At 66.9% G+C, this 21,110-nt stretch carries 18 protein-coding genes and 1 tRNA gene; 3 read left to right on the top strand and 16 right to left on the bottom strand.

The features are described from left to right. Positions 1-91 precede the first annotated feature (91 nt). Positions 92-4,423, bottom strand: a complete 4,332-nt coding sequence (locus tag ACOGI8_RS04255; protein WP_419855649.1) for a DEAD/DEAH box helicase family protein — start codon at positions 4,421-4,423, stop codon at positions 92-94. 440 nt (positions 4,424-4,863) lie between these two features. Here ACOGI8_RS04255 and ACOGI8_RS04250 point away from each other — a divergent pair, with 440 nt between their 5' ends. Then, positions 4,864-5,607 carry an SDR family oxidoreductase gene (locus tag ACOGI8_RS04250; protein ID WP_419855648.1) on the top strand — a complete coding sequence of 248 codons (744 nt, stop codon included), beginning with the start codon at positions 4,864-4,866 and terminating at the stop codon, positions 5,605-5,607. Positions 5,608-5,668: 61 nt separating this feature from the next. On the opposite strand, the gene ACOGI8_RS04245 is transcribed toward ACOGI8_RS04250, so the two are convergent. Next, complete coding sequence (locus tag ACOGI8_RS04245; protein ID WP_419855647.1) at positions 5,669-6,496, bottom strand: FAD binding domain-containing protein; 828 nt, start codon at positions 6,494-6,496, stop codon at positions 5,669-5,671. 13 nt (positions 6,497-6,509) lie between these two features. Further along, entirely contained in the window at positions 6,510-7,019 is a 510-nt protein-coding gene (locus ACOGI8_RS04240) for a (2Fe-2S)-binding protein (protein ID WP_419855646.1), read from the bottom strand. A 135-nt stretch (positions 7,020-7,154) separates the two neighbouring features. On the opposite strand from ACOGI8_RS04240, the gene ACOGI8_RS04235 reads away from it, so the two are divergent. After that, on the top strand, positions 7,155-7,742 hold the full coding sequence (locus tag ACOGI8_RS04235) for a TetR/AcrR family transcriptional regulator (protein WP_419855645.1): 588 nt from the start codon (positions 7,155-7,157) through the stop codon (positions 7,740-7,742). A 9-nt stretch (positions 7,743-7,751) separates the two neighbouring features. Here the strand turns inward: ACOGI8_RS04235 and ACOGI8_RS04230 are convergent, their stop codons facing one another. The 10 genes from ACOGI8_RS04230 to ACOGI8_RS04185 form a co-directional block, all read right to left on the bottom strand. Continuing rightward, positions 7,752-8,069, bottom strand: coding sequence for an FtsB family cell division protein (locus tag ACOGI8_RS04230; RefSeq protein ID WP_419855644.1), 318 nt, complete (start codon positions 8,067-8,069; stop codon positions 7,752-7,754). Positions 8,070-8,203: 134 nt separating this feature from the next. Continuing rightward, the gene (gene eno / locus ACOGI8_RS04225) at positions 8,204-9,499 is read right to left on the bottom strand and encodes a phosphopyruvate hydratase (RefSeq protein WP_419855643.1); all 1,296 of its coding nucleotides are present in this window, start codon (positions 9,497-9,499) and stop codon (positions 8,204-8,206) included. A 64-nt stretch (positions 9,500-9,563) separates the two neighbouring features. Further along, positions 9,564-10,049 (bottom strand): MazG nucleotide pyrophosphohydrolase domain-containing protein, encoded by a 486-nt coding sequence (locus tag ACOGI8_RS04220; RefSeq protein ID WP_419855642.1) that lies wholly within the window; start codon positions 10,047-10,049, stop codon positions 9,564-9,566. Positions 10,050-10,072: 23 nt separating this feature from the next. Continuing rightward, complete coding sequence (locus ACOGI8_RS04215; RefSeq protein ID WP_419855641.1) at positions 10,073-11,122, bottom strand: hypothetical protein; 1,050 nt, start codon at positions 11,120-11,122, stop codon at positions 10,073-10,075. A gap of 58 nt (positions 11,123-11,180) precedes the next feature. Further along, positions 11,181-14,771, bottom strand: coding sequence for a transcription-repair coupling factor (gene mfd, locus ACOGI8_RS04210; RefSeq protein WP_419855640.1), 3,591 nt, complete (start codon positions 14,769-14,771; stop codon positions 11,181-11,183). Positions 14,772-14,803: 32 nt separating this feature from the next. Next, positions 14,804-15,445 (bottom strand): aminoacyl-tRNA hydrolase, encoded by a 642-nt coding sequence (gene pth / locus ACOGI8_RS04205; protein ID WP_419855639.1) that lies wholly within the window; start codon positions 15,443-15,445, stop codon positions 14,804-14,806. A gap of 8 nt (positions 15,446-15,453) precedes the next feature. After that, entirely contained in the window at positions 15,454-16,098 is a 645-nt protein-coding gene (locus ACOGI8_RS04200) for a 50S ribosomal protein L25 (RefSeq protein WP_419855638.1), read from the bottom strand. A 57-nt stretch (positions 16,099-16,155) separates the two neighbouring features. Continuing rightward, positions 16,156-17,139: a ribose-phosphate diphosphokinase gene (locus ACOGI8_RS04195; protein WP_419855637.1), complete on the bottom strand. Its 984-nt coding sequence runs from the start codon at positions 17,137-17,139 to the stop codon at positions 16,156-16,158. A gap of 214 nt (positions 17,140-17,353) precedes the next feature. Then, positions 17,354-18,139: an NTP transferase domain-containing protein gene (locus tag ACOGI8_RS04190; protein WP_419855636.1), complete on the bottom strand. Its 786-nt coding sequence runs from the start codon at positions 18,137-18,139 to the stop codon at positions 17,354-17,356. Between the two features lie 29 nt (positions 18,140-18,168). Further along, positions 18,169-18,240 (bottom strand) — tRNA-Gln (locus tag ACOGI8_RS04185). A 118-nt stretch (positions 18,241-18,358) separates the two neighbouring features. Here ACOGI8_RS04185 and ACOGI8_RS04180 point away from each other — a divergent pair. After that, positions 18,359-18,454, top strand: coding sequence for a 30S ribosomal protein bS22 (locus tag ACOGI8_RS04180; RefSeq protein ID WP_323671112.1), 96 nt, complete (start codon positions 18,359-18,361; stop codon positions 18,452-18,454). 26 nt (positions 18,455-18,480) lie between these two features. Here the strand turns inward: ACOGI8_RS04180 and ACOGI8_RS04175 are convergent, their stop codons facing one another. From ACOGI8_RS04175 to ACOGI8_RS04165, 3 genes are read right to left on the bottom strand one after another with little or no spacing between them, the layout of a single operon-like run. Then, complete coding sequence (locus ACOGI8_RS04175) at positions 18,481-19,350, bottom strand: 4-(cytidine 5'-diphospho)-2-C-methyl-D-erythritol kinase (protein ID WP_419855635.1); 870 nt, start codon at positions 19,348-19,350, stop codon at positions 18,481-18,483. Positions 19,351-19,360: 10 nt separating this feature from the next. Next, positions 19,361-20,254 carry a 16S rRNA (adenine(1518)-N(6)/adenine(1519)-N(6))-dimethyltransferase RsmA gene (rsmA, locus tag ACOGI8_RS04170; protein ID WP_419855634.1) on the bottom strand — a complete coding sequence of 298 codons (894 nt, stop codon included), beginning with the start codon at positions 20,252-20,254 and terminating at the stop codon, positions 19,361-19,363. Next, a complete protein-coding gene (locus ACOGI8_RS04165; protein WP_419855633.1) occupies positions 20,251-21,057 on the bottom strand; it encodes a TatD family hydrolase in 807 nt (268 codons plus the stop codon). Before ACOGI8_RS04165 ends, rsmA begins: the two co-directional genes overlap by 4 nt. Between the last annotated feature and the right edge of the window lie 53 nt (positions 21,058-21,110).

Below are 21,110 nucleotides of genomic sequence, written 5' to 3'. Positions count from 1 at the left end.
TTGGCAGGGTCAGTACAGATCGTGCCGTTCCAGCCAGCGTCGTGCCAAGGAACCCGAACCGAGAGGTGGCGCAATGGCAGGTTTGTCGGCATCAGCGACTCCATAGCCAGTCGACATCGGCGAATGCGAGTTGTTCGCCGTAGTTCTCGATGTTGTCCTGGACGTTCAGTATGAGGCAGCGTTCGTCGCCGCCGTTGAGCGGGCCTCTCAGGCCGCGGCCGACCATCTGAAAGTAGAGATTCGGGCTGTACACGGGGCGAGCCACGATGATCGCTCGCGTCTTGGGTGCGTCGAACCCCTCGCGGAACACGCCGTAGTTGACGAGCACGTTGATCTCACCCGAGCGGAAGCCGTCTACGACTCGGCGGCGAGTTGCTGCATCAGTTGACCCGCTCACCGCACGGGCCGTAACTCCACGGAGGGTCAAGAGCGCAGCCAGCGTCTTTGAGTGGTCCACCGAGGTGGCAAAGATCAACGCCGGCCAGTCGCCCCTGACATGGCGCCCGTACGCGTCGAGTATGCGCTCTGTGCGCTCCGCATCCTCGGCGATCCGTTCCTCCACGCTCGTAGGGAGGAAGCCAGGGCGCGGGGCTGCGGCCTCGCCGCCGAACTTTGCGAGTTCATCTTGCTCATCCTGAGTGAGTTGATAGGTGCCGCCGGGGATTAGTTCGTGATCGGCCTTCGCGAGCACGGCGGTGTCCTGCAGGTGCGCGATCACACTGTGCGGATCGTTGCTTTCGAAGGCACCGGTATCGAGGCGGTTCTGGCCGTACCGATTTGCCAGCCAGAGCGTTTCCGCCTCGTTGTGCCCACGGTATGGCGTGGCCGTAAGGCCGAGCAGCGCGGGCTCTTCCTCCGTTTGGCGGGACGTGAGGCCGATCTCAGCCATTGCGGAGGTGTATGTGGGTGCGATTGACCGGTGGGCCTCGTCGAAGACCACTAGCTCCACGCTGTCCAATAGCTCCGGCTGGAGTCGTTGATTGCTCAACCTCGCGTGGAGTGTCTGGATCGATGCCACGATGACGTGCCAGTCGTCTGTCGCTGTGGGCGCGGCATTGCCGCCCCACAACCGCGAAACGCGCAGTCGAGCGTCTTCGATCCCTTCGCTGCGCCACACTTGCCTCCACGCTTGGACGGCCTGCTCGCACAGCTCTCTGCGGTCGGCCACCCACAGCACGTTGCCTCGGAATGACTGATCTCTGCGGGCCTCGACGATGGCTTGCACAGCCACTCGGGTCTTGCCGGCGCCAGTCGGGAGACTGATGAGTCCTCGACGGCCCTGGTCGCCGTGGACGCTGCTGCCCAGTAGCTGCTTGAGGCGATCGGCGATTGCCCTCTGGTAGCGGTGCAGTTCGCCCAGCTTCAGCGGCCCGTCTACCTGCTCGAAGGGGTCATCTGCGTGGCCGGGCTCGCCGGCCCACTCTTCGCTAAAGCCGAGGGCGCGAACGAACTCGACCGCACGTCGAGAGCCAGCCCATTGCTTCGGAGGATCGAGTGGTTTGAGTGCAGCACGAAATTCGCGAAGTGTCCCGGTGTGATAGGTCGCTATGGCCGATTCAGCGATTGCAATTGGCAGCACCGCCGGATCGGCGTGCCCCTGCTCAACGATGCTCACAAGCGAAACCGGCAGGCGAGCGCGCAGAGCGTCAACGCCGACTGCGGCGAGCAGGCGTTCAGCATCGCTGGGGCAGCTCCTGATCGCCTGGCGGCGTTGCTCCACTTCCACCGCAGTCGTGCCGTCAACGATGTCCATGATCTGTCGCCCTGACAGCGGAAGATCGATGGCGCGGCTCACAAGCTGGAGTTCTGAGTATTCGTCATCCCCCTCGCTGCTCGCGAGGAGGACATCGGGGGCTCGATAGGCACATGGGCGCTGTTTGCCCGCCACAAGTATCTGGTCGCACCGGATGAGCTGGATATCCGCGTGGCCAGCGGCTAGGTGGGTGACGATCCCGGGCCACTCATCGATGAGCGGAACCGGCACCTGTTCGCCGAGTGTCCTCGGCACCGGATCAGCGAGATCAAGAGATCCCTTGATCTCGGCTAAGTTCGGATGACGGTACAGCGCTTCAAGCGCTTCGGGGTCCTCGGGGCTTGCTCCGAGCGCCGCCCTCAGCGGCACGCTTCCTGCGGTCGTAGCGATACGCCCCCAACGGCGGATTTCGTTCAGCGCGGGCGATTCGTAGCGGTTGCGTGGATACTCGTGGCCGTTCGTGCCTTGGTGGCCGTACTCGTAACGATCGAAAGTCGAGCCCACGTCCATGAGGCTCGCCGTGTAGAGCGCGCGGCCTTCGTCTGACAGGCCCCGAAGTACCGACAACGGACCAGACCCGTCTGAGCGAGAAAATCTGAGCATTCCGCTTTGTGGGTTGCGGGGAAGCCGTTGTTGACGGTATTGGTCCTCGCAGTCTCTCTCATACCCCCGGAATGCCGGATCGGCGCTGAGATCGTCGACATGCTGGGCCTTATCGCCCACGCCGAGCCACTCGAACAGCGCTGTGTCGGCACGATGAAACTCCATGTCAACGGCTACGTCGCCGTCACGACTTCCGTCATCGGGCACGATGGCACCGGGAACGAGCACGTCGTGGACGGGCCGCCATGATCCCGAGCGGGTCCGAATTCGCACAGTTCGCCTGAAGTCCCTGTAGCCCGAGATGACATCACGAGCACCGTCATTGGAGACTTGGCGCGACAAGGCCCAGAATCTGACCCAGAGTCGCTCGTACACCGAGGCAGCTGACTCTGGAACCTGTCGCGAGCCCAGTACGGACTCTGCCACCAGATTGAATTCCGACTCCGCGGATGGCGGCGCAAAGCCCAAGTGCTTCAGCGCCGTCGCGGTCGCCTCGTCGTGCAACAACTCGGCATGGACACTTGTACGCGGGTCTAGCCTGGTTCCAACAGCGGGGGCAGGATCATGCAGAAACACGCGCTCCGGGTCGAGCGGCAGCCACGCCTCCGCCATGCTGTACACGATCTGGGCATCCGCGATTTCTTGACGGACATCTGCGGGCAGGAGCGCAGCGGTCTGTATGGCGGCCGCAGATGCCGAAACAGCAAAGTCTGCCTCGACGTCTTGAACCAACGCTTCGAGCCAGCCAACCAGTCGCTGCCGGTCCACGAATTCTGAGGCGGCCTCAAACAATCGCCCGACGGCTGAGAATCGCTCGCCTCGATAGACGCTGTGGTGCAGCCAATCATTCGGCCTACTGGCACTGGTTGCCCACTTCTGCAGTGCAGCGCGACTCTGGTTTGTGCTGCGCTCAAGGTCCTGCGGCAGGTAGTAGACCGCGTCAATATTGCGGAGCACACCGGCTTGGTCGGGAACCACAGGCCGGGCGCATAGCTCTCCGTTGACCTCACTGCGCAGCAGATCAGCGTGCTGGTTGTCGCCCCGCTCATGTCGTCGCGGCAGCAAGTCAAGATGGCGGGCCGGATCATCGATGTCGTTCAACGACGGGAGCTCGTCGGCCACCAGCGCAGCAGCCGCTCGTACAAGCTCGTCGTTGTAGCAACCTGGGAGCAGGTTCTGCCTGTCTTCGTTGGTTTTCCACGGTGCATTCAGGATCCCGCTGACGAGACATGAGGTTTCGGTGGGGAAGTGGGCCCAAAACCGGTCGTGACGCTGGACGTGATCGACCGGGGCGGCCCACCAGATTGGGACTTCGTCGGCGTCATCTCCAGGACGGCGGTCGGCGCGAGCTTCCACAGACAGATGGTGCGACCACTGAAACACACGCCAATGGCCCGAAGTGGTTCCATCGTCAAGAACGAGATCATCCCGATCGCGTGTCAGCCTCACGTCACGCTGTTGTGACCCATGGCGAGCCCCACCGTCAATCGCGAGCGTCAGCAACGTGACGTGTGGCACGAAGAGAAGGAACTCGGCGGGAAAATCGACTATCTGCTGCCTGAGGTCCCAAAAGGCCCTCCGCTTGAGCGGCAACCGGACGATGTTCGATGCCCATTCCATCAGGTCGCCCAGGATCGGATCGCTATCGCTCCCGTCCAGCGGGTGGATCGGTTGAGGCAGACGCAGCACGGGGAAGTCGGTCACTACTTCGTCTCTGGGCACGTTGGCCCGTATCTGTTCCGACGATCGCGAACGCTGGAAGCGGAACGAGCCGGATCGACTGAAGAATTCAGGGTCATCGCTGACACCGAGGACCGCTTTGAATCCCAAGCCAAAGGTTCCGATCTGGCCGGTTGCACGCTTGGGTGACATGTGCGAAAACATGAGCGCCGTCATGCCCGGCTGATCGATGGGATCTCCGTCGTCGGCGCAGTAGAGGCAGCGCTCTGTCAACCTGACTTCGATGCGACCTCGATGAGGATCTTGCCCGGCATGCAACCCATCGAAGGGTGCCGACGCTTGCTCGACCCATAGCGCGTCTGCGGCGTTCTGCACCAGTTCGTACATCTGCCGGTGCTGGTACCCGCCGTGAGCGGTGTCTCGCTCCAAGTTGGCGTGCTCAACGACCAGCTTCGGCTGAGCGATGTATGAGTCGAGAGTCCTCTGAGCCTCACGAGAGACGAATTGTCCCAAGTCTCCATCTGGTCCGCACCATCTCTCCGTTGACACGAGCGGCCTCCCTAATGTGGCCCCGTCATGGCGCACCCGCTTGATGGCGGGCCGGCTCGCGTCGACCGGCGTGGCCTGTGGTCCTGCTCTGTTGGGGGCCGGAGCGTATCCGACCGGCCAAACGTGATCTTGGCCGTCACCTACCCGCAACGACTGCGGCCAGCCATTTTCTTTCCACCGCTGTTTCGGCGCAACAGCGGCCGGCTGTTGGCTACGGTTCCGGGCGACCACAAACCAGTCGGGAATTGCCGCGACCAGTTGAGACAGGGGAATCGACGATGGACTTGGGTATTTCAGGACGGACCGCGGCAGTAGCCGCTGGCTCAGCAGGGCTAGGACTCGGATCGGCCAAGGCGCTTGCGGCTGAGGGGGTGCGGGTGGCCATCTGTGGCCGGGACCCAGAGCGGTTGGCGACAGCCGCCGCGCAAATCGACGGCGAGGTGCTCTCCATCACTGCCGATCTGGGCAACCCCGATGAGGGTCGCAGCTTCGTAGAACAGGCCATTGACGGGCTGGGTTCAGTCGACATCCTCGTGACCAACGCGGGCGGCCCGCCACCCGGCATGTTCGAGAGCACCGAGATCGACGCCTACCAGATGGCCTTCGACATGAACTGCAAGGCCATGATCGAGATGTGCCGGGTGGCCGTCCCACCGATGCGCGAGCGCGGCTGGGGCCGGGTGTGCGCCATCACCAGCGTCGGCGTCAAGCAGCCGATCCCGTTCCTGCTCGCCAGCTCCGTTGCACGGGCCGGTCTCACCAGCTTCCTCAAGATCACGGCCCGCGAGGTCGCCGGCGATGGCGTGACCGTGAACTCCGCCCAGCCGGGCACCCATTGGACCGACCGGGTCGCGAAGATGATGGACCGCGAGCAGGCAGGCCAGAGCAACCCGATGGGCATCTGCGGCGAATCCGACGACTTCGGCGCTGCAGTGGCATTCCTCTGCAGCGAGCAAGCCAAGTTCATCACCGGCACTGGTTTGCTCATCGACGGTGGCCAAGCCACCGGCCTGCTGGACTGATCGCTTTTGCCGAGCCGCGTTCGGGCAGCTGCCCGACGGGTTCCCGCCTGAGCGCGGCCTCTTAGGAGACGCCGGCTGCTTCGAGTGCTCGGCGGGTGAGCACCCGGGCGAGGTGGTTGCGGTAGTCAGGCGTGGCGTTCAGATCCGTGGGGGCGTCCGTGCCCTCGGCAGCCTGTTCAGCGGCATCAGCCGCTGACGCCCCGCCTGCCAGCGCCGCCTCGACCGCACTGGCCCGCAGCGGCACTGAGCCCATGTTCACGAGCGCCACGTTCGTGCCGCCGTTGACGGTCACCGCAGCAGCGCCGACGATCGCCCAGTCCTGGGCCCGCCGGTTGAACTTCTGGTAGTTCCAGCCAGCGCCGGGGGCCTTCGGGACCCGGATCTCAGTCAGCATCTCGTCGTCGGCCAGCGCCGATTCGAAGTAGCCGGTGAAGAAATCGCCGGCAGCTATCTCGCGGCTCCCGTTCGGGCCCTGGGCGACGAGTGTGCCGCCCAGCGCCAGTACTGCCGCCGGCAGGTCAGACGCTGGGTCGGAGTGGGCCAGCGAGCCGCCGAGGGTGCCACGATGACGCACCTGCGGGTCGCCCACCTCGCCTGCCACATGGCCCAGCAGCGGGCACTCGGCAGCCAGCAGCTCGCTGGTCTCCAGCGCACGGTGGCGGGTGAGCGCGCCGACAGCGATGTGATCGCCGCCGTCAGTGATGTAGCTGAGATCGCTGACGCGGCCGATGTCCACGAGCACGCTCGGCACGGCCAAGCGGAGCTTCATCATCGGCAGCAGCGAATGGCCGCCGGCCAGCAGCTTGGCCTCGTCGCCATGCTCGCCGAGCAGCGCTATGGCCTCCTCCGCGGAGCCGGCCCGTACGTAGTCGAATGCTGCAGGAATCATTGCTGCGCTCCCCTCAGGCCGCTGTCTCGCCGGCCGCGCAGGCCAGCACCGACTTGACGATGTTGTGGTACCCCGTGCAGCGGCACAGGTTCCCTTCCAATCCCAAGCGGACATCTCGCTCGGACGGGTCGGGGTTCTCCTCGAGCAGCGATACCGCCGCCATGACCATGCCGGGAGTGCAGTAGCCGCACTGCAGGCCGTGGTTCTGGCGGAAGGCCTCCTGCATCGGGTGCAGCTCGTCTTCCGACGGCGCCAAGCCCTCGATGGTCAGGATGTCCTCGCCGTCAGCCTGCACCGCCAGCATCGTGCACGACTTCACCGATTCGCCGTTCACATGCACTGTGCAGGCGCCGCACGAGGACGTATCGCAGCCGATGTTCGTGCCTGTCAGCCGCAGGTCGTCCCGCAGCCAATACACGAGCAGCGTGCGCGGTTCGACATCGCCGGTACGAGTCTCGCCGTTCACCGTGACGCTGATCTCCACTATGACCTCTCCCGTCTCGTCGGCCTCGGGGCCGAGCATATTGTTCCGCGGCCGTGAGGCCGGGCGGCGTTGCACGCGGCCGCGAGGGCCGAGCGCGCACCATCATGCACCATGCGACGGTCACGCGCAGACACGAGGACAAGCGCCCCGCAAGCGCAGCAGTAGTTTGGCGATGTGGCCGGCGAAGGGGCCAGAGCGGGTACTGGCGACACGCCGGAACGCGCAAGCGAACCGGCACCGCCGGACACGCATGACTCGATTCTGCGGCGGGCTCGTGACCTGTTCGCCCGGCAGGGCTACCGCGGTACGTCGATCCGGCAGCTCACCTCGGGACTCGGCCTCACGCCGGCAGCGCTCTACTACCACTTCACCGGGAAAGAAGACGTGCTTGCGGGGGTCTTGGCCCCGATGGAACGCGACGGCGAGACGATCATCGCCAGGATGGCCCAACTGGAGCCGACGCCGAAAGCCCTGCGGGAGGTGCTCGATCGCTACTTCGACCTGTTGGCCCGCGACATCGTGGCGTTCCGGCTCGTTGCCGACGACGTCGATGTGCAGCAGAGCGCGGTCGGTCAACGGTTGCGAGCCCAAGCCAGAGACCTCTTTGCCTGGCTCACCGGACCGTCTCCCGAAGTCGAAGACCGGATCCGTGCGGCAGCCGCTGTAGGCACGATTCGCCTGTCGCTCGAGCAGAGCGGTGTGGAGCCCGACACTCACCGTGATGCGATCATCGGACGGGCCCTGCAGATCATGACCGACTAGCTGCTCACCTCAACCGTCGCCGTCGCCGTCGCCGAGCAGGTGGGCCACGCCGGGCAACGGCCACGACGACGGCAGCGTGATCACGTCGGCAGGATTCACATTGAGGCGGTACAGGGTGTCGCCCTCGCGCACCAGCGAGAGCTGCTCACGCGCGATCCGCTCCACCACGACGGGATCCTTGGCCTCGGCCACTTGGACAGCCAAGTGCGAGGTCTCTGCCTGCAGCCGCTCAAGCGTGTCAGCGGCGTGGTCGATACTGCGCCGCTGAGTCGTCAGCGATTGCCATGGGAACAGCAGCACTGCGAGCAGGCCGACTGCGCTCACCACGATTGCCAAGCTGATGAGCACCGCGAGGGGTCGGGGTCGACCCTCCCGACGGCGGGTCTTCGTCGGCGGATCCGCCGGCGTCGTACTCATGGGCTCGGGAGGTTCATGGGCGCTGTGCCTGTGGGCAACGGGGTCTACGGGTCACGGGCAAGCGAGCTGCCGCCCCGGTACGCGGCAGCTTCGCCGAGCTCTTCCTCGATGCGCAGCAGCCGGTTGTACTTGGCGACCCGATCGGATCGTGCCGGCGCACCGGTCTTGATCTGGCCGCAGTTGGTGGCAACGGCCAGGTCGGCGATGGTGGTGTCCTCGGACTCGCCTGAGCGGTGCGACATGACCGCGGTGTAGCCGGAACGTCCTGCCAACTCGACGGCGTCGAGCGTCTCGGTGAGCGTGCCGATCTGGTTCACCTTCACCAGCACGCTGTTGGCGACGCCGGCAGCAATGCCGCGCCCCAGCCGCTCGATATTGGTGACGAAGAGGTCATCGCCGACGAGCTGGACTCGCTCGCCGACCATGTCGCCGAGCGTCGACCAACCGTCCCAGTCGTCCTCGGCCATGCCGTCCTCGACCGAGAGGATCGGGTAACGCTCGCACAGGTCGGCCAGATATCCCGCAAATGCGGCGGCGTCGAGCCGGCGACCCTCGCCAGCCAGGGTGTACATGCCGTCGGCGTAGAACTCGGTGGATGCCACGTCGAGTGCGAGCGCCATGTCGGCGCCAGGCTCGAAGCCGGCTTCGCTGATCGCTTCGATCAGCAGCGCCAGCGCCGCCTCGTTGGACTCCAGGTCGGGGGCGAACCCGCCCTCGTCGCCCACGGCTGTTGAGAGCCCGCGCGAGCGCAGAACGCCACTCAGCACGTGATAGGTCTCGGTACCCCAACGCAGCGCCTCGGAATATGACGCCGCACCGACCGGGACGATCATGAACTCCTGCAGATCCACGTTGTTGTCCGCGTGCTCACCGCCGTTGATGACATTCATCATCGGCGTGGGCAGCACATGTGCATTGGCACCGCCCACGTGGCGGTAGAGCGGCAGCCCCAGCGTCGCTGCCGCCGCATGTGCGGTGGCCAGAGAGGCGGCCAGCACGGCGTTCGCGCCCAGGCGGGCCTTGTTCATCGTCGCATCGAGCTCGATCAGCGTGTGATCGACCGACCGCTGATCGACGGCATCGAGACCTACCAGCGCCTCGGCGATCTGGCCGTTCACATGCCCCACGGCGACGGCCACCCCTTTGCCGCCATATCGCTGGCCGCCATCCCGCAACTCGACGGCCTCGAATTGTCCCGTCGAGGCACCTGAGGGCACGATGGCGCGGCCCACGGCGCCGCCTGCGGTCCGCACCTCGGCTTCGGTCGTGGGATTGCCACGGGAATCGAGGACTTGGCGGCCGGTCACCTGGACGATCTGCGTGGACGCGCGCGCTGTCACGCATAGCGAGAGTACCGAAGGGCAGCGCCCGCTCAGCCTCTAGCTGGTGCGCGCTTCGCGCTGGCTAGCTCGTGCGCGCTTCGCGGGCGGCAATGCGCTGTGCGCGGGCCTCACGCTCAGCGGCCTTGATCGCCTCCCATTGCGCCGACAGCTCGTCATCAGTGGGCTCGGGCGCGTTCGGGTCGCGCTCGAACACATGGGGATGGCGGCGCAGCATCTTGGCCTCGACGGTCTCGAGCACCTCAGCCAAGGTGAACGTTCCCGCCTGCTCGCCGATCGCGGCATTCATCAGCACCTGCAGCAGCACATCGCCCAATTCTTCGACGAGATCTTCGATCGCCGTGGCCGATTCGGCTGTGTCGCCGGTCAGCGCGTCTTCGGCTGTCTGCAGGGCCTCAGCCAGCTCCGAGGCTTCGTCGAGCGCGTAGGGAGCGAGCGTGGCGTGCGTCTGCACCCGGTCCCAAGGGCACTCCCGGCGCAGCCTGGTGATGACCTGATGAAGCGAGACGAGCCGGCGCCCGAGATCCACAGGGTTGCGCTCAGTGGTCACGATGGCCCCGCACGAGCCTCGACTCACGGCAGGATCGGCAACGACACCCGCAGGTTGTCGGCGTTCCACGCGCCGAGCGCCGGGGCGACGTTCACCTCGTAGGTCGACATGGCCTCCGTCAGCACGTGGCCGGCAAACGGCCCGATCGACGAGAGATCGGTGGCATCGGCGCGCAGCGAGTCCACACGCAGCACCACCCACAGCTCACCAGTCGGGCTTGCTGCAGACGGCAGAAGCAGCGGCGCTGTCAGTTCACCGGGCTCCAGTTCGAGCAGCGCCAGCGCGAGCTCGCCGCCGCCGAACAGATCGAAGGGCTGGCCGCAGCCGATGGTGCCATCGGTCTCGGTGAGGCCCGGCAGATTGACCGCGGCAGCGACATCGCCAAGGGGCTCACCAGCCTGTACGCGGTCGGAAGCTGCGACGGCATCGGCCTCGGATGTCACGGCCAGCGCACTCACACAGTGAGGCGTCGCCAGCCGCTCGATGCTCGGATCGTCTTCGATGGCGCGCTGCTGCGCGAACTCCTCGAAGGGGCCCTCAAGGTGAGCCTGCACCTGCGCATTGATCTCTGCGTCAGGGAGGCTGATGTCGACTGGGAAGCCCAATTCGTCCAGTGCGACGCCGGCGAGGCGCAGCTGGATCATCGACGTGAGCCGGGACACGAATTCCTCGTGCGTCGGGTTCTCCGGGTCGTCCATGAGAGTGACAGGTGACTCGACGATATTGGCTCGCACATCACCGATGAGGAGCTGGCCTCCCGGGAAGCTCGCTGCAACAGCGGCAGCGTCGGCGAGCAGCGCTCGGTATGCGGCATCCTGAGCTGTGCGCGCCGCGTCACGCTCGGCGCGCTCGGCCTCCAGTTGGGCTTCCCGCTCAGCCTCCTCGGCGGCAGCCTGTGCCGCTTCTCGTGACACGACGCCGTCGCCATCGGTGTCGAGCTCGGCAATGAGCTCGGCATCAGGCTCAGGATCGAGCCCGGTGTGGATGGTGACGACGTTGCCATCGTCCGCACATGCAAACGTCAGCAGTGCCACCAGCGCCAGCGGAGCCAGCAGCGCAGCTCGTCGAGACATGGAACTCCCCTTGGCACGCACTGCGGGCAGGCTAGGTGCTGGCCGCGCCGGCGGTGCTTCACCCCGATGCAGCGGGAGGCCGCAACTGCTGGCAGAAGGCGAACAGGTGCCCGACCGTCGCCGGCTTCAGCGCACGGACTGACAGCTGCACCTCCCGGTCATCAGCCTTGTACCGCGCCGCGCTGAACGGCGTGCCAGCACAGATGCGCCGCATGCGCAGCTCCTCGCTCGCCGTGAGCGCTAGCGGCCCAAAGCGCACCCTGCCGCCGTCGTGGCCGGCAGCGAACGCCACGGCTCGCATGCCGAGCCGGTGACACTCGGTGCGCAGCAGCGCGATGTGCAGCAGCGTCTGCGCTGCGTCGGGGACAGGTCCGTAACGGTCGATCCATTCGGCTTCGATGTCTGCCACCTCGACCAGCTCGGTCACGGCCCCGAGACGGCGATACGCCTCGAGGCGGCCCGTAGCGTCAGCCACGTAGTCGTCGGGCAGGTGTGCCGCTAGGGGCAAGTCGATCACGATCTCCGCAGGCTGGGCAGGTGTCTCGCCGTTCAAGGAGGCGACCGCCTCGCTGACCAGCTCGCAGTACAGGTCGTAGCCCACGGCTGCGATGTGCCCCGACTGCACACCGCTGAGCAGGTTGCCCGCGCCGCGCAGCTGGAGGTCGCGCATCGCGATCCGGTATCCCGAGCCCAACTCGGTGGACTCGCCGATCGTGCGGAGGCGCTCATAGGCCTCTTCGGACAGCGAACGGCCCTCGGGGTGGAACAGGTAGGCATACGCACGCTGGCCAGACCGGCCCACACGCCCGCGGATCTGGTGCAGCTGCCCGAGCCCCAGCAGGTCCGCTCGATCCACGACCAGCGTATTGACGCTGGGCATGTCGATGCCCGATTCGATGATGGTCGTACAGACCAGCACGTCGTATGCGCCGGCCCAGAAATCCATGACGATCTGCTCCAGCGTGCCTTCATCCATCTGGCCGTGCGCTACGGCGATGCGCGCCTCTGGCACCAGCTCTGCCAAGCCCGCCGCCACCACAGCGATGTCGGCAACCCGGTTGTGCACGAAGAACACTTGGCCCTCGCGCAGCAGCTCACGGCGGATGGCCTCGCTGACGGCGCGCTCGTCGTACGGGCCGACGTGGGTGAGGATGGGCTGGCGCTCGGCTGGCGGCGTCTGCAGCAGCGACAGGTCCCGGATGCCGGTGAGTGCCATCTCCAACGTGCGCGGGATGGGCGTGGCCGTCAGCGTCAGCACATCCACCTCGGCTCGCAGGTGCTTGATGGACTCCTTGTGGCTCACGCCAAAGCGCTGCTCCTCGTCGACCACCAGCAGACCCAGGTTCTTGAACTTCACGTCATCGGACAGCAGCCGGTGCGTGCCGATCACCACATCGACGGTGCCGTCGGCGACCCCGGCGACCACTGCCCGCTGTTCGATGGGCGTGAGAAAGCGGCTGAGCACCTCGACCCGAACGGGATGGTCGGCATATCGCTCGGCGAATGTCTGGTGGTGCTGCTGGGCCAGCAGAGTGGTTGGCACCAGCACCGCCGCCTGCTTCCCGGCGCTCACCGCGCAGAACGCGGCCCGTACCGCCACCTCCGTCTTGCCGAAGCCGACGTCGCCGCACACCAGTCGATCCATCGGCACTGGCTCGGCCATGTCCGCCAGCACGTCGTCGATCGTGCGGCGCTGATCAGGCGTGGGCGTGTAGAGGAAGCTGTCGGCCAGCTCTGCCATGCCCAAGCCGTGCGGATCGAATGCGTTGCCCGATGTGGTGATGCGTCGCTGGTACAGCACCACCAGCTCCTGGGCGATCTCGGCCACCGCGGCACGCACCTTGGCCTTCTGGCGCTGGAAATCGCTGCCACCCATGCGGCTGAGTCGGGGCGTCTCCCCGCCGATATACGGGCGGATGAAGTCGATCTGCTCGGTGGGCAGGTAGAGACGGTCGGTTCCCCGGAACTCCAGCTCGAGGTAGTCGCGCTCGTCGTCGCCGAAGGCTCGCCGGACGAGCCCTGCATAACGGGCGATGCCGTGATGGTGATGCACGACAAAATCACCGACGCTCAGATCCTCGAACGACGGCACCACGCCGGTCCGACGTCGGGCTGCGCGATGGGCACGGCGGCGTCCGGTGAACTCCGCCTCCGGCAGCACCGCCACTCCGGCTGCAGACGCAATGAAGCCGCCTTCGACGGGCGCCACCACAACATGAGCGCCGGGCGTCGGGGCGAAGCTGCCTGGTTCACGGTGCAGGCGCAGCGGCACCTCCTCCGCGCTCAGCGCATCAGCGAGACGGGCCGCCGAGCTGTCGCCCTCGGCCGCCACGACGACAATGGGTCGCGCCGTACCGCCGCCCTCGTGATGCTGCGCACTGCCGGTCTCGTGGTGCTGCGCTCCGGTCACGAGCCGGCGGAGCTGCCCCACGAGGCGCGTCGGATCGCCCGCGGCGGGCAGCCACGGCTCCGTGGCGATATGCGGCCCGGGCAGGCCGTCCGCCGTGGGTGCCGCCGTGGAGTCGACCGACCACACCGCTGCGGGGCAGTGCGCCAGCAACCGATCGAATGCAACATGCAGCGGCGGGAACGGAGCCGGCGCATCGTCGGGGGCAATATCGCAGCCCTCATGGCCACGGCCAGGACTCCGCAGACCCCACGTCACTGCCAGCGACTGCGTGAGGTCATCGGTCTCTGCCTTGATGTCGGCGGCACGGTCAGCGAGCCGCCGCGGCTCGCAGAGCAACACCAGCGAGTCGGGTCCCAGCAGGTCTGGCAGCACGATCTCATCTGCGGCGAGCCACGGCAGCCACGATTCCATCCCGTCGAAGAGCTCGCCCCTGCTGAGACGCTCCATGTGCTCTCTGCACCACGGTTCGCTGACAGCCAGCGCTGCGGCCCGTTCGCGCATGGCGGCGTCGGGCCGCATTTCTCGTGCCGGGTAGATCTGCGTCTGCGCAAGCTCCGCCACCGAACGCTGATCGGCGACCGAGAACTGGGTGAGACGGTCTACCTCATCGCCCCACAGATCGATGCGCACGGGCGCGTCGGCCGTGGGGCAGAAGACGTCCACGATCCCGCCTCGCACCGCAACCTCGCCGCGATGCTCCACCTGATGCTCCCGCCGGTAGCCCCACGCCACCAGCTGCGACACCACCTCGGTGACGTCGCACCGGTCGCCTCGTGCCACGCGTAGCAGCGACATCGCTGGGGCGCACGCGTCGGGACTGAGCCGCTGCAACAGCGCCCGAATCGGCGCGACTATCACCTCGGGCACCCCGAATTCGGCCACTAGCTCACCAGGGCCGCTGCCCGGCTTCAGCGCCTCCAGCACCGCCAGCCGCCGACCCATCGTCTCGGTTGCGGGGCTCACGCGCTCGAACGGCAGCGTCTCCCACGCCGCAAACAGCGCTACCTGTCCCTCCCCCAGCCAGGTGCGGAGATCGGTGGCATAGCGCTCGGCTTCGTTGGCGGTAGCGGTGACGACAAGGATCGGGATGCGCGATCCCAATGTCGCCAAGCCGGCGACGACAAACGGGCGAGCTCCCTCGGCAACGGCAATCGAGCCGGATGCCCGACCCAGCATCGACACGAAGCCGTGGTCGCGGCCGAGACGTTCGGCCAGCCCCCGCAGCGGTGCGTCGCTCACTGAACTTGCTGCGCTCACTGGGCTTGCCGGGCTCACTGGGCTTGAGGATCCTGTCGCCGCCGGCGAGCATTCGTGACAGTCATCGCCGCCTCCATGCCCTCGCGCACCAGCACCTCAAGCCCCGCTACTGCAAGGTCCACGGCTGTGTCGATCAATGGCTCTTCGTGACCCCTCGGCCGCTGCAGCACCCACTTCTTGCCAGCTTCGGGCCGGGGCGGCTTGCCGATGCCGATGCGCATCCGTGCGAAATCCCGGGTGCCGAGCTGGTTGGCGATCGACGCCAAGCCATTGTGACCGGCGGTCCCGCCGCCCGACTTGAACCGCACCTGGCCGGGCTCGAGGTCGAGCTCATCATGGACGACGACGAGGCGTGACGGCTCGACGATGCCGTGGCGCTTCACCAGCACGCCCACACTGCGGCCGCTCTCGTTCATGAACGTGGTCGGGCATGCGAGCGTGATGCGACGCTCGCCCACCGTGGCCTGTGCCACTCGAGCGTGCTCGCGCCGCTGCACCGCGAAGTCGCACCGGAGCTTCGAGGCCCAGCGTTCGGTGGCCTCGGCTCCCACGTTGTGACGGCTTCCGGCATAGCGCTCGCCAGGATTGCCGAGACCCACCACCAGCCAGTCTGCGGCTGTTCCCCGCCGCGCGGCCGCCCGGCGGAACACGGACACCGGGGCGTTCAGTCCTCGTCGTCGGCTTCGTCAGCGTCGTCGAGGGCGTCAGCGTCGGCCGGCTCGCCTTCCTCGTCGACCTGCTCGGCGGCGACGGCAGCGCGCGTCCGCTGTGCGATCGCTACCAGCGTTTCGTCGTCGAGCAAGCTCTCCATGCCCTCCGGCAGGGTGAGATCGCTGACACGGATCGGGTTGTCCAGCGAGAGCGTCTCCACGTCGACATCGAAGGCCGGGGGGATCACCCCCGCGGGCGATTCGACGTGCAGCGACATGAGCTGCTGCTGCACCACTGCGCCCTCACGGCCCGCCTGCGCCGCCTCGCCGACCAGCCGGATTGGCACATCCACCACCAGGCGCTCGTCGAGCGAGATCAGCAGGAAATCGACATGCGTAACGCGGTTGGCGATCGTGTCGCGTTGCATGTCCTTGACGATCGTGAGATGGTTCTTGCCCTCCACCTCGAGCGTGATGATCGCGTTCGGGCCCGCTGCGTTCAGCGCAGCCCGAAACCGCAGCCGGTCCAGCGTGATCGACACGGGTTCGCTGCCGTGGCCGTACATCACTGCCGGGATCTTGTCTTCGGCGCGCAGACGCCGCGATGGACCCGAGCCGGTGGCATGACGGGTCTCGGCGATGAGCTTCAGCTGTTCCATGCTGGCCCTTTCGAGCACTGGGCGCCTAGTCGATAGCGACGAGACAGCCTACGAGTCTCAGAACAGGTTCTGGCCGTCGAAGATCTCCGACACCGATGCGTCCTCGAACACCGACTCCAGGGCATCGGCGAACACGCCGGCGACGCTCAGCACCACCAGCTTGTCGAACTGCTTTGAGCTGGGGATCGGCACTGTGTTGGTGACGATGACCTGGCTCAGCGAGGAGTTCTTCAAGCGGTCCACCGCCGGCTCGGAGAACAGGCCGTGCGTGCTCGCGCACATCACGTCGGCGGCACCGTTGGCGACCAGCGTCTCGGTGGCCGAGCAGATGGTGCCAGCCGTGTCGATCATGTCGTCGATGATCACGCAGGTGCGGCCCGCCACCTCGCCCATGATGCCGAGCGCCTCCGACTCATTGGCGTTGTCGGTGGCACGACGCTTATAGATCGACGCGACATCACAGCCCAGCCGGGTCGCGTAGCGCTCCGCCACCTTCACACGGCCGGTGTCAGGCGACACGATCACCGAGTCGGGCCCCATGACGCCGGACAAGTAGTCGATGAGCACCGGCGCGGCCGTCAGATGATCCACCGGACCGTCGAAGAAACCCTGGATCTGGCCGCTGTGCAGGTCGATCGACACGAGACGCTCAGCCCCGGCGACGGTGAACAGGTCAGCCAGCAAGCGTGCGGTGATCGGCTCACGGCCGGCTGCCTTGCGATCCTGGCGGGCATACCCATACAAGGGTGCCACGGCGGTGATGCGCTTGGCCGAGGCGCGCCGGGCGGCGTCGACCATGATGAGCTGCTCCATGATCGCGTCGTTGGGGCTCATGGTCTCGCAGGCGGCATGGCTCTGGATGATGAACACGTCGCCGCCGCGGATCGACTCGGCGAACTTGCACTTGATCTCGCCGTTGGCGAAGTCGATGAGCCCGGGGTCGCCGAGTTCCACGCCGAGCTGCTCCGCGATCTCGGTGGCCAACTCCGGATTCGCCCGTCCGCTGAACAGGTGCAGGCGCTTCTTGGTGACCAGCTCCATTGCGTGTTCCTTTCGCAGCAGTCCCCTGAGCGCCGTGCTTGACGCAGACGCGCTCGAAGCAGCACTAGCTGAGGGCTGGGCGGAACGCTCGGCAATGGGTTTTGGCGGCATGTTCAGCAGTCCGGCGACAATTCGAGACTACCCCAACGCACTCTCAGAACCCCAGAGTTTCCGCCGGTAGAGGGGTATGCCGGCGCTTGCACATCCCTGTGCGTCACGCTCGGGCGGCCAGCGCGGCTTCGCAGGCCGCCAGCTGATCGGCATCGTTCACGCCCATCGCCTCGGACACATCGTCGAGGGCCACTGCGGTGATCGGCTCGCCGCTGCGGCCGAGCAGGCCGATGACGTCGGGGAGGTAGTACTCCGAGGCGGCGTTCGCTTGGCGCACCTGCGGCAGCACCCGGCGCAGCTTGGCCACGTCGAAGCAATACACGCCGGCATTGATCTCGTTGATCTGCGCTACCGATGGCGTCGCATCGCGTTGCTCCACCACGGTGAGACCGGTCGCAGTGCGCACGATGCGGCCGTAGCCGGTGGGGTCGCCGACCTGAGCCGTCAGCAAACTGACGGCAGCGTCGACGCGGCGTCGCTCAGCGACCACGTGTCGCAGCGTCCCCGCTCGCAGCAACGGCGTGTCGCCCGGCAACACCAGGACGTCGCTGGCCTCTGGGTGCGGGTCCAGTGCCAATAGACCGACGCGTGCTGCGTCGCCGGTGCCGAGCTGCTCGGGCTGGGTCACGAACACCAGCCGGTCACCTTGGGGGGCCGCCGCCCCAACCGCTTGACGGACTTGGGCCGCGCCGTGCCCAACCACCACCACCACCGGCTCCGCGTCAACGCCGGCCAGCGCGTCCAGCACTCGCAGCACCATGGCGCGGCCACCGATCGGGTGGAGCGGCTTTGGCAGCTCCGAGTCCATGCGGGTGCCGGCCCCGGCCGCCAGCACGATGGCCGCGCACGGCCGCTTCATCGAGCCAGGCGTCATGGCGTCTGGCGCCATCGTGCGATTTCGATATGCGAATGGCGGGGTTCGGGGAGGAGGACTCGAACCTCCATTGCCGGGACCAAAACCCGATGTCCTACCAATTGAACGATCCCCGATAGCGCCTGTCTCTGCAGGCGGGCTGTCTGTGGATCGAGGGTAGCGACCCGCTCCGGCGCCATCGTCACGAATTTCGCTCGTGGCAGAGCGAGCCGGAGACGCTAGGTTCGTGCCTCCATGGGATCGCTGGTCAAGAAGCGCCGCAAGCGGATGCGCAAGAAGAAGCACCGCAAGATGCTGCGGCGGACGCGCTACCAGCGTCGCAACCGCTGACCTCTAGCCATCGGGGCAGCCGCCAGCTAGTGGAGCCGCCCGATGGCCCGGGCCTCGGCGGCGCGCACGCCGTCGCCGGCCATCCGCGGCACGCGTACGCCGAACGGTGCAGGGATGAACCAAGTGCCGCCGCTGCCGGCTAGCTGCGGCCGGCGCCCGAAGATCCGAGCCAACTCATCGCGCCACGCGGCGAGCTCAGGGTGAAGGGCCACTGCGGCTGGCTCTAGGTCGTTGGAACGATCGCCAGCCGGGCCGCCGAGCTCGTCCCATGTCCCGTACACCGCCGCTGTGTCGACCTGAAGCGGCGGCATCCACAACAGGAACGACTGGTCCCGGAACGGGAGCGGCTCGATGTGCTCACCGACGCCGGTGACGCGGGCACGGCCGCCGACGAGGCAGAACGCCACGTCCGCACCCAGCGACGCCGCCTGTTGCGGTGTGACGATGGCGCGCGTCTGGGGACGAGACGTCGAGCCCGTGGCCGCTGCCTCAGCGGTCTCGATGGCAGTCATCCGATTGGCCCAGCGGAGCACTGCGGCTGCGTCGGCCGATCCCCCGCCCAGGCCCGCGCCGGGCGGGATGCGCTTGCGGACCTCGACGTGGGCGGTCCTGCCAGCAAGCTCCAGCGCCCGGATCACCAGATTCGACCTGTCAGCAGGGATGCCCCATTCGGTCGTTGCGCCAGCGGGTCCATTCGCTGCGGGAGCCGGAACAATCTCGACCGACTGCTGCGAGCTGCGGTGCACGATGACCTCGTCGCACAGATCGAGCGTCACCATCTCGGCATCGATGAAGTGATAACCGTCCGCCCGGGTGCCGGTGATGCGCAGCGACAGCGTCAGTTTGGCCGGCGCCAGCATCCGGACCGGAGCGGTGTGTGCAGCCTCCCCGGTCACCAAAGCGGATTCAGCCCCTCGTCCGAGCTGCGAGAGAGACCTCGGCAAGCCTGATCCACTGGTCGAGTCCGAGCCGTTCGGGTCGGTCGGTCGGATCCACGCCGGCTGCTGCGAGCGTGCGGTCGGCGTCATCGACGGCACCTCGCAACGTGCGGCGCAGCATCTGGCGGCGGCGCGCGAACGCGGTCGTGACCAAGCGGTCGATCTCGTTTCGCACGACTGATTCGATGAGCGGTGTCCGCCGTGTGATCCGCACCAGCGCGGATTCCACATCGGGTCGGGGATAGAACACCATGGCCGGCACCGCGCCGGCCAGTTCGGCGTCAGCGTGGATCGCGACCCGAACGGAGACGGCGCCGTACGCACCGCTGCCGGGCGCCGCCGCCAATCGCTCGGCGGCTTCGCGCTGGCACATCACCAGCAGCCGGGTGACGGCCGGCACCTCATCGAGCACGGTCAGCACCAGCGAGGTCGCGATGTTGTACGGCAGGTTCGCGACGACGTGCCACCCGCTGCCCGACAGGAGCGCACTCCAGTCCATGTGCCGCGCATCGGCGTGCACAATCTGCACCGGATGCGGCTTCGAGGCACCAGGTTCCGTGGCGCTCAGCTCGCAGCCCGTCGGGAATGCACTCACCACCTCGCGCAGGAGCGGCACGAGGCGACCGTCAGTCTCGACCGCGACCACCTCGGCACCCGTCTCAGCCAAGGCCAGCGTCAGCGAGCCCAGACCAGCACCGATCTCCACCACGCGGTCGTCCGGGCCGACATCTGCAAGACGTGCGATGCGGCGGACGGTATTCGGATCGACCACAAAGTTCTGACCGAGGCTGCGGCGGGGTGCGATGCCGGCTCGTTCCAGCAGTTCCTTGGTGGCAGGCAGGGTCAGCAGCCGGCCGGTCATGAAGCCGCGGGCTCACCCAGTCCGAAGATGCGCTGAGCGTTGGCCGTAGTTTCAGCAGCGACCTGGGCGGTGGATAGGCCACGGGCGGCCGCGACGGCTTCGCCCACGAAACGCACCCAACTCGGCCGGTTCTGCTTCCCCCGCTTGGGCACCGGCGCCAGGTAGGGCGCGTCGGTTTCGACCAGGTAGCGGTCGGCGGGAACGAGCGCTGCGGCGTCGCGGATCTCGGCCGCGTTGCGGAATGACACGATCCCGCTGAACGACACCGAAGCGCCCCGGTCAAGTGCCGCACGCGCCTCGTCGGGTCCGCCGGTGAAGCAGTGGAACACCGTGCCGGGGGGCACACCTTCAGCGTCGAGCACGTCGAAGGTGTCTTCCCAGGCATCGCGGCTGTGGATTACCAGCGCCAACTCGTAGCGGTGCGCCATCGCGATCTGGGCGGCGAATGCCTCGCGCTGGCTGGCCCGATCCGAGTGCTCGTAGTAGTAGTCGAGTCCGCACTCGCCGACGGCGACGAGCCCTGTGCCGCCCGCGCCAGCCGCTCCTGCGTCGGCGATGAGCTGTTCGAGCACGTCGAGCGCTGCGGGGCCGTCGTCGGCGTCGTGGGGGTGCAGGCCGACGGTGGCTGCGACGCCCGGCAGCGTGCGGGAGCGATCCAACGCCGCGAGGCTGCGCTCGACATCGGTGCCGATGTCGACCACCCAGGCCACGCCGTCCCGATGCGCCTCGGCCACCAGTTCGGCACTGTCTTCCCACAGATGACAGTGACTGTCGACCCACACTTCGGGCTGCGTGTCGCTCATCGCCTGCCCATTCTCGGATCGTCACGAGACAGCAAGGCATTCCCAGCAGTCAT

This window comes from Candidatus Poriferisodalis sp. (genome assembly GCF_965204195.1).
GTDB lineage: Bacteria > Actinomycetota > Acidimicrobiia > Acidimicrobiales > Poriferisodalaceae > Poriferisodalis.
The sequence above is the reverse complement of the archived record's forward strand: the minus strand, read 5'-3'. Positions and strand labels throughout refer to the sequence as shown.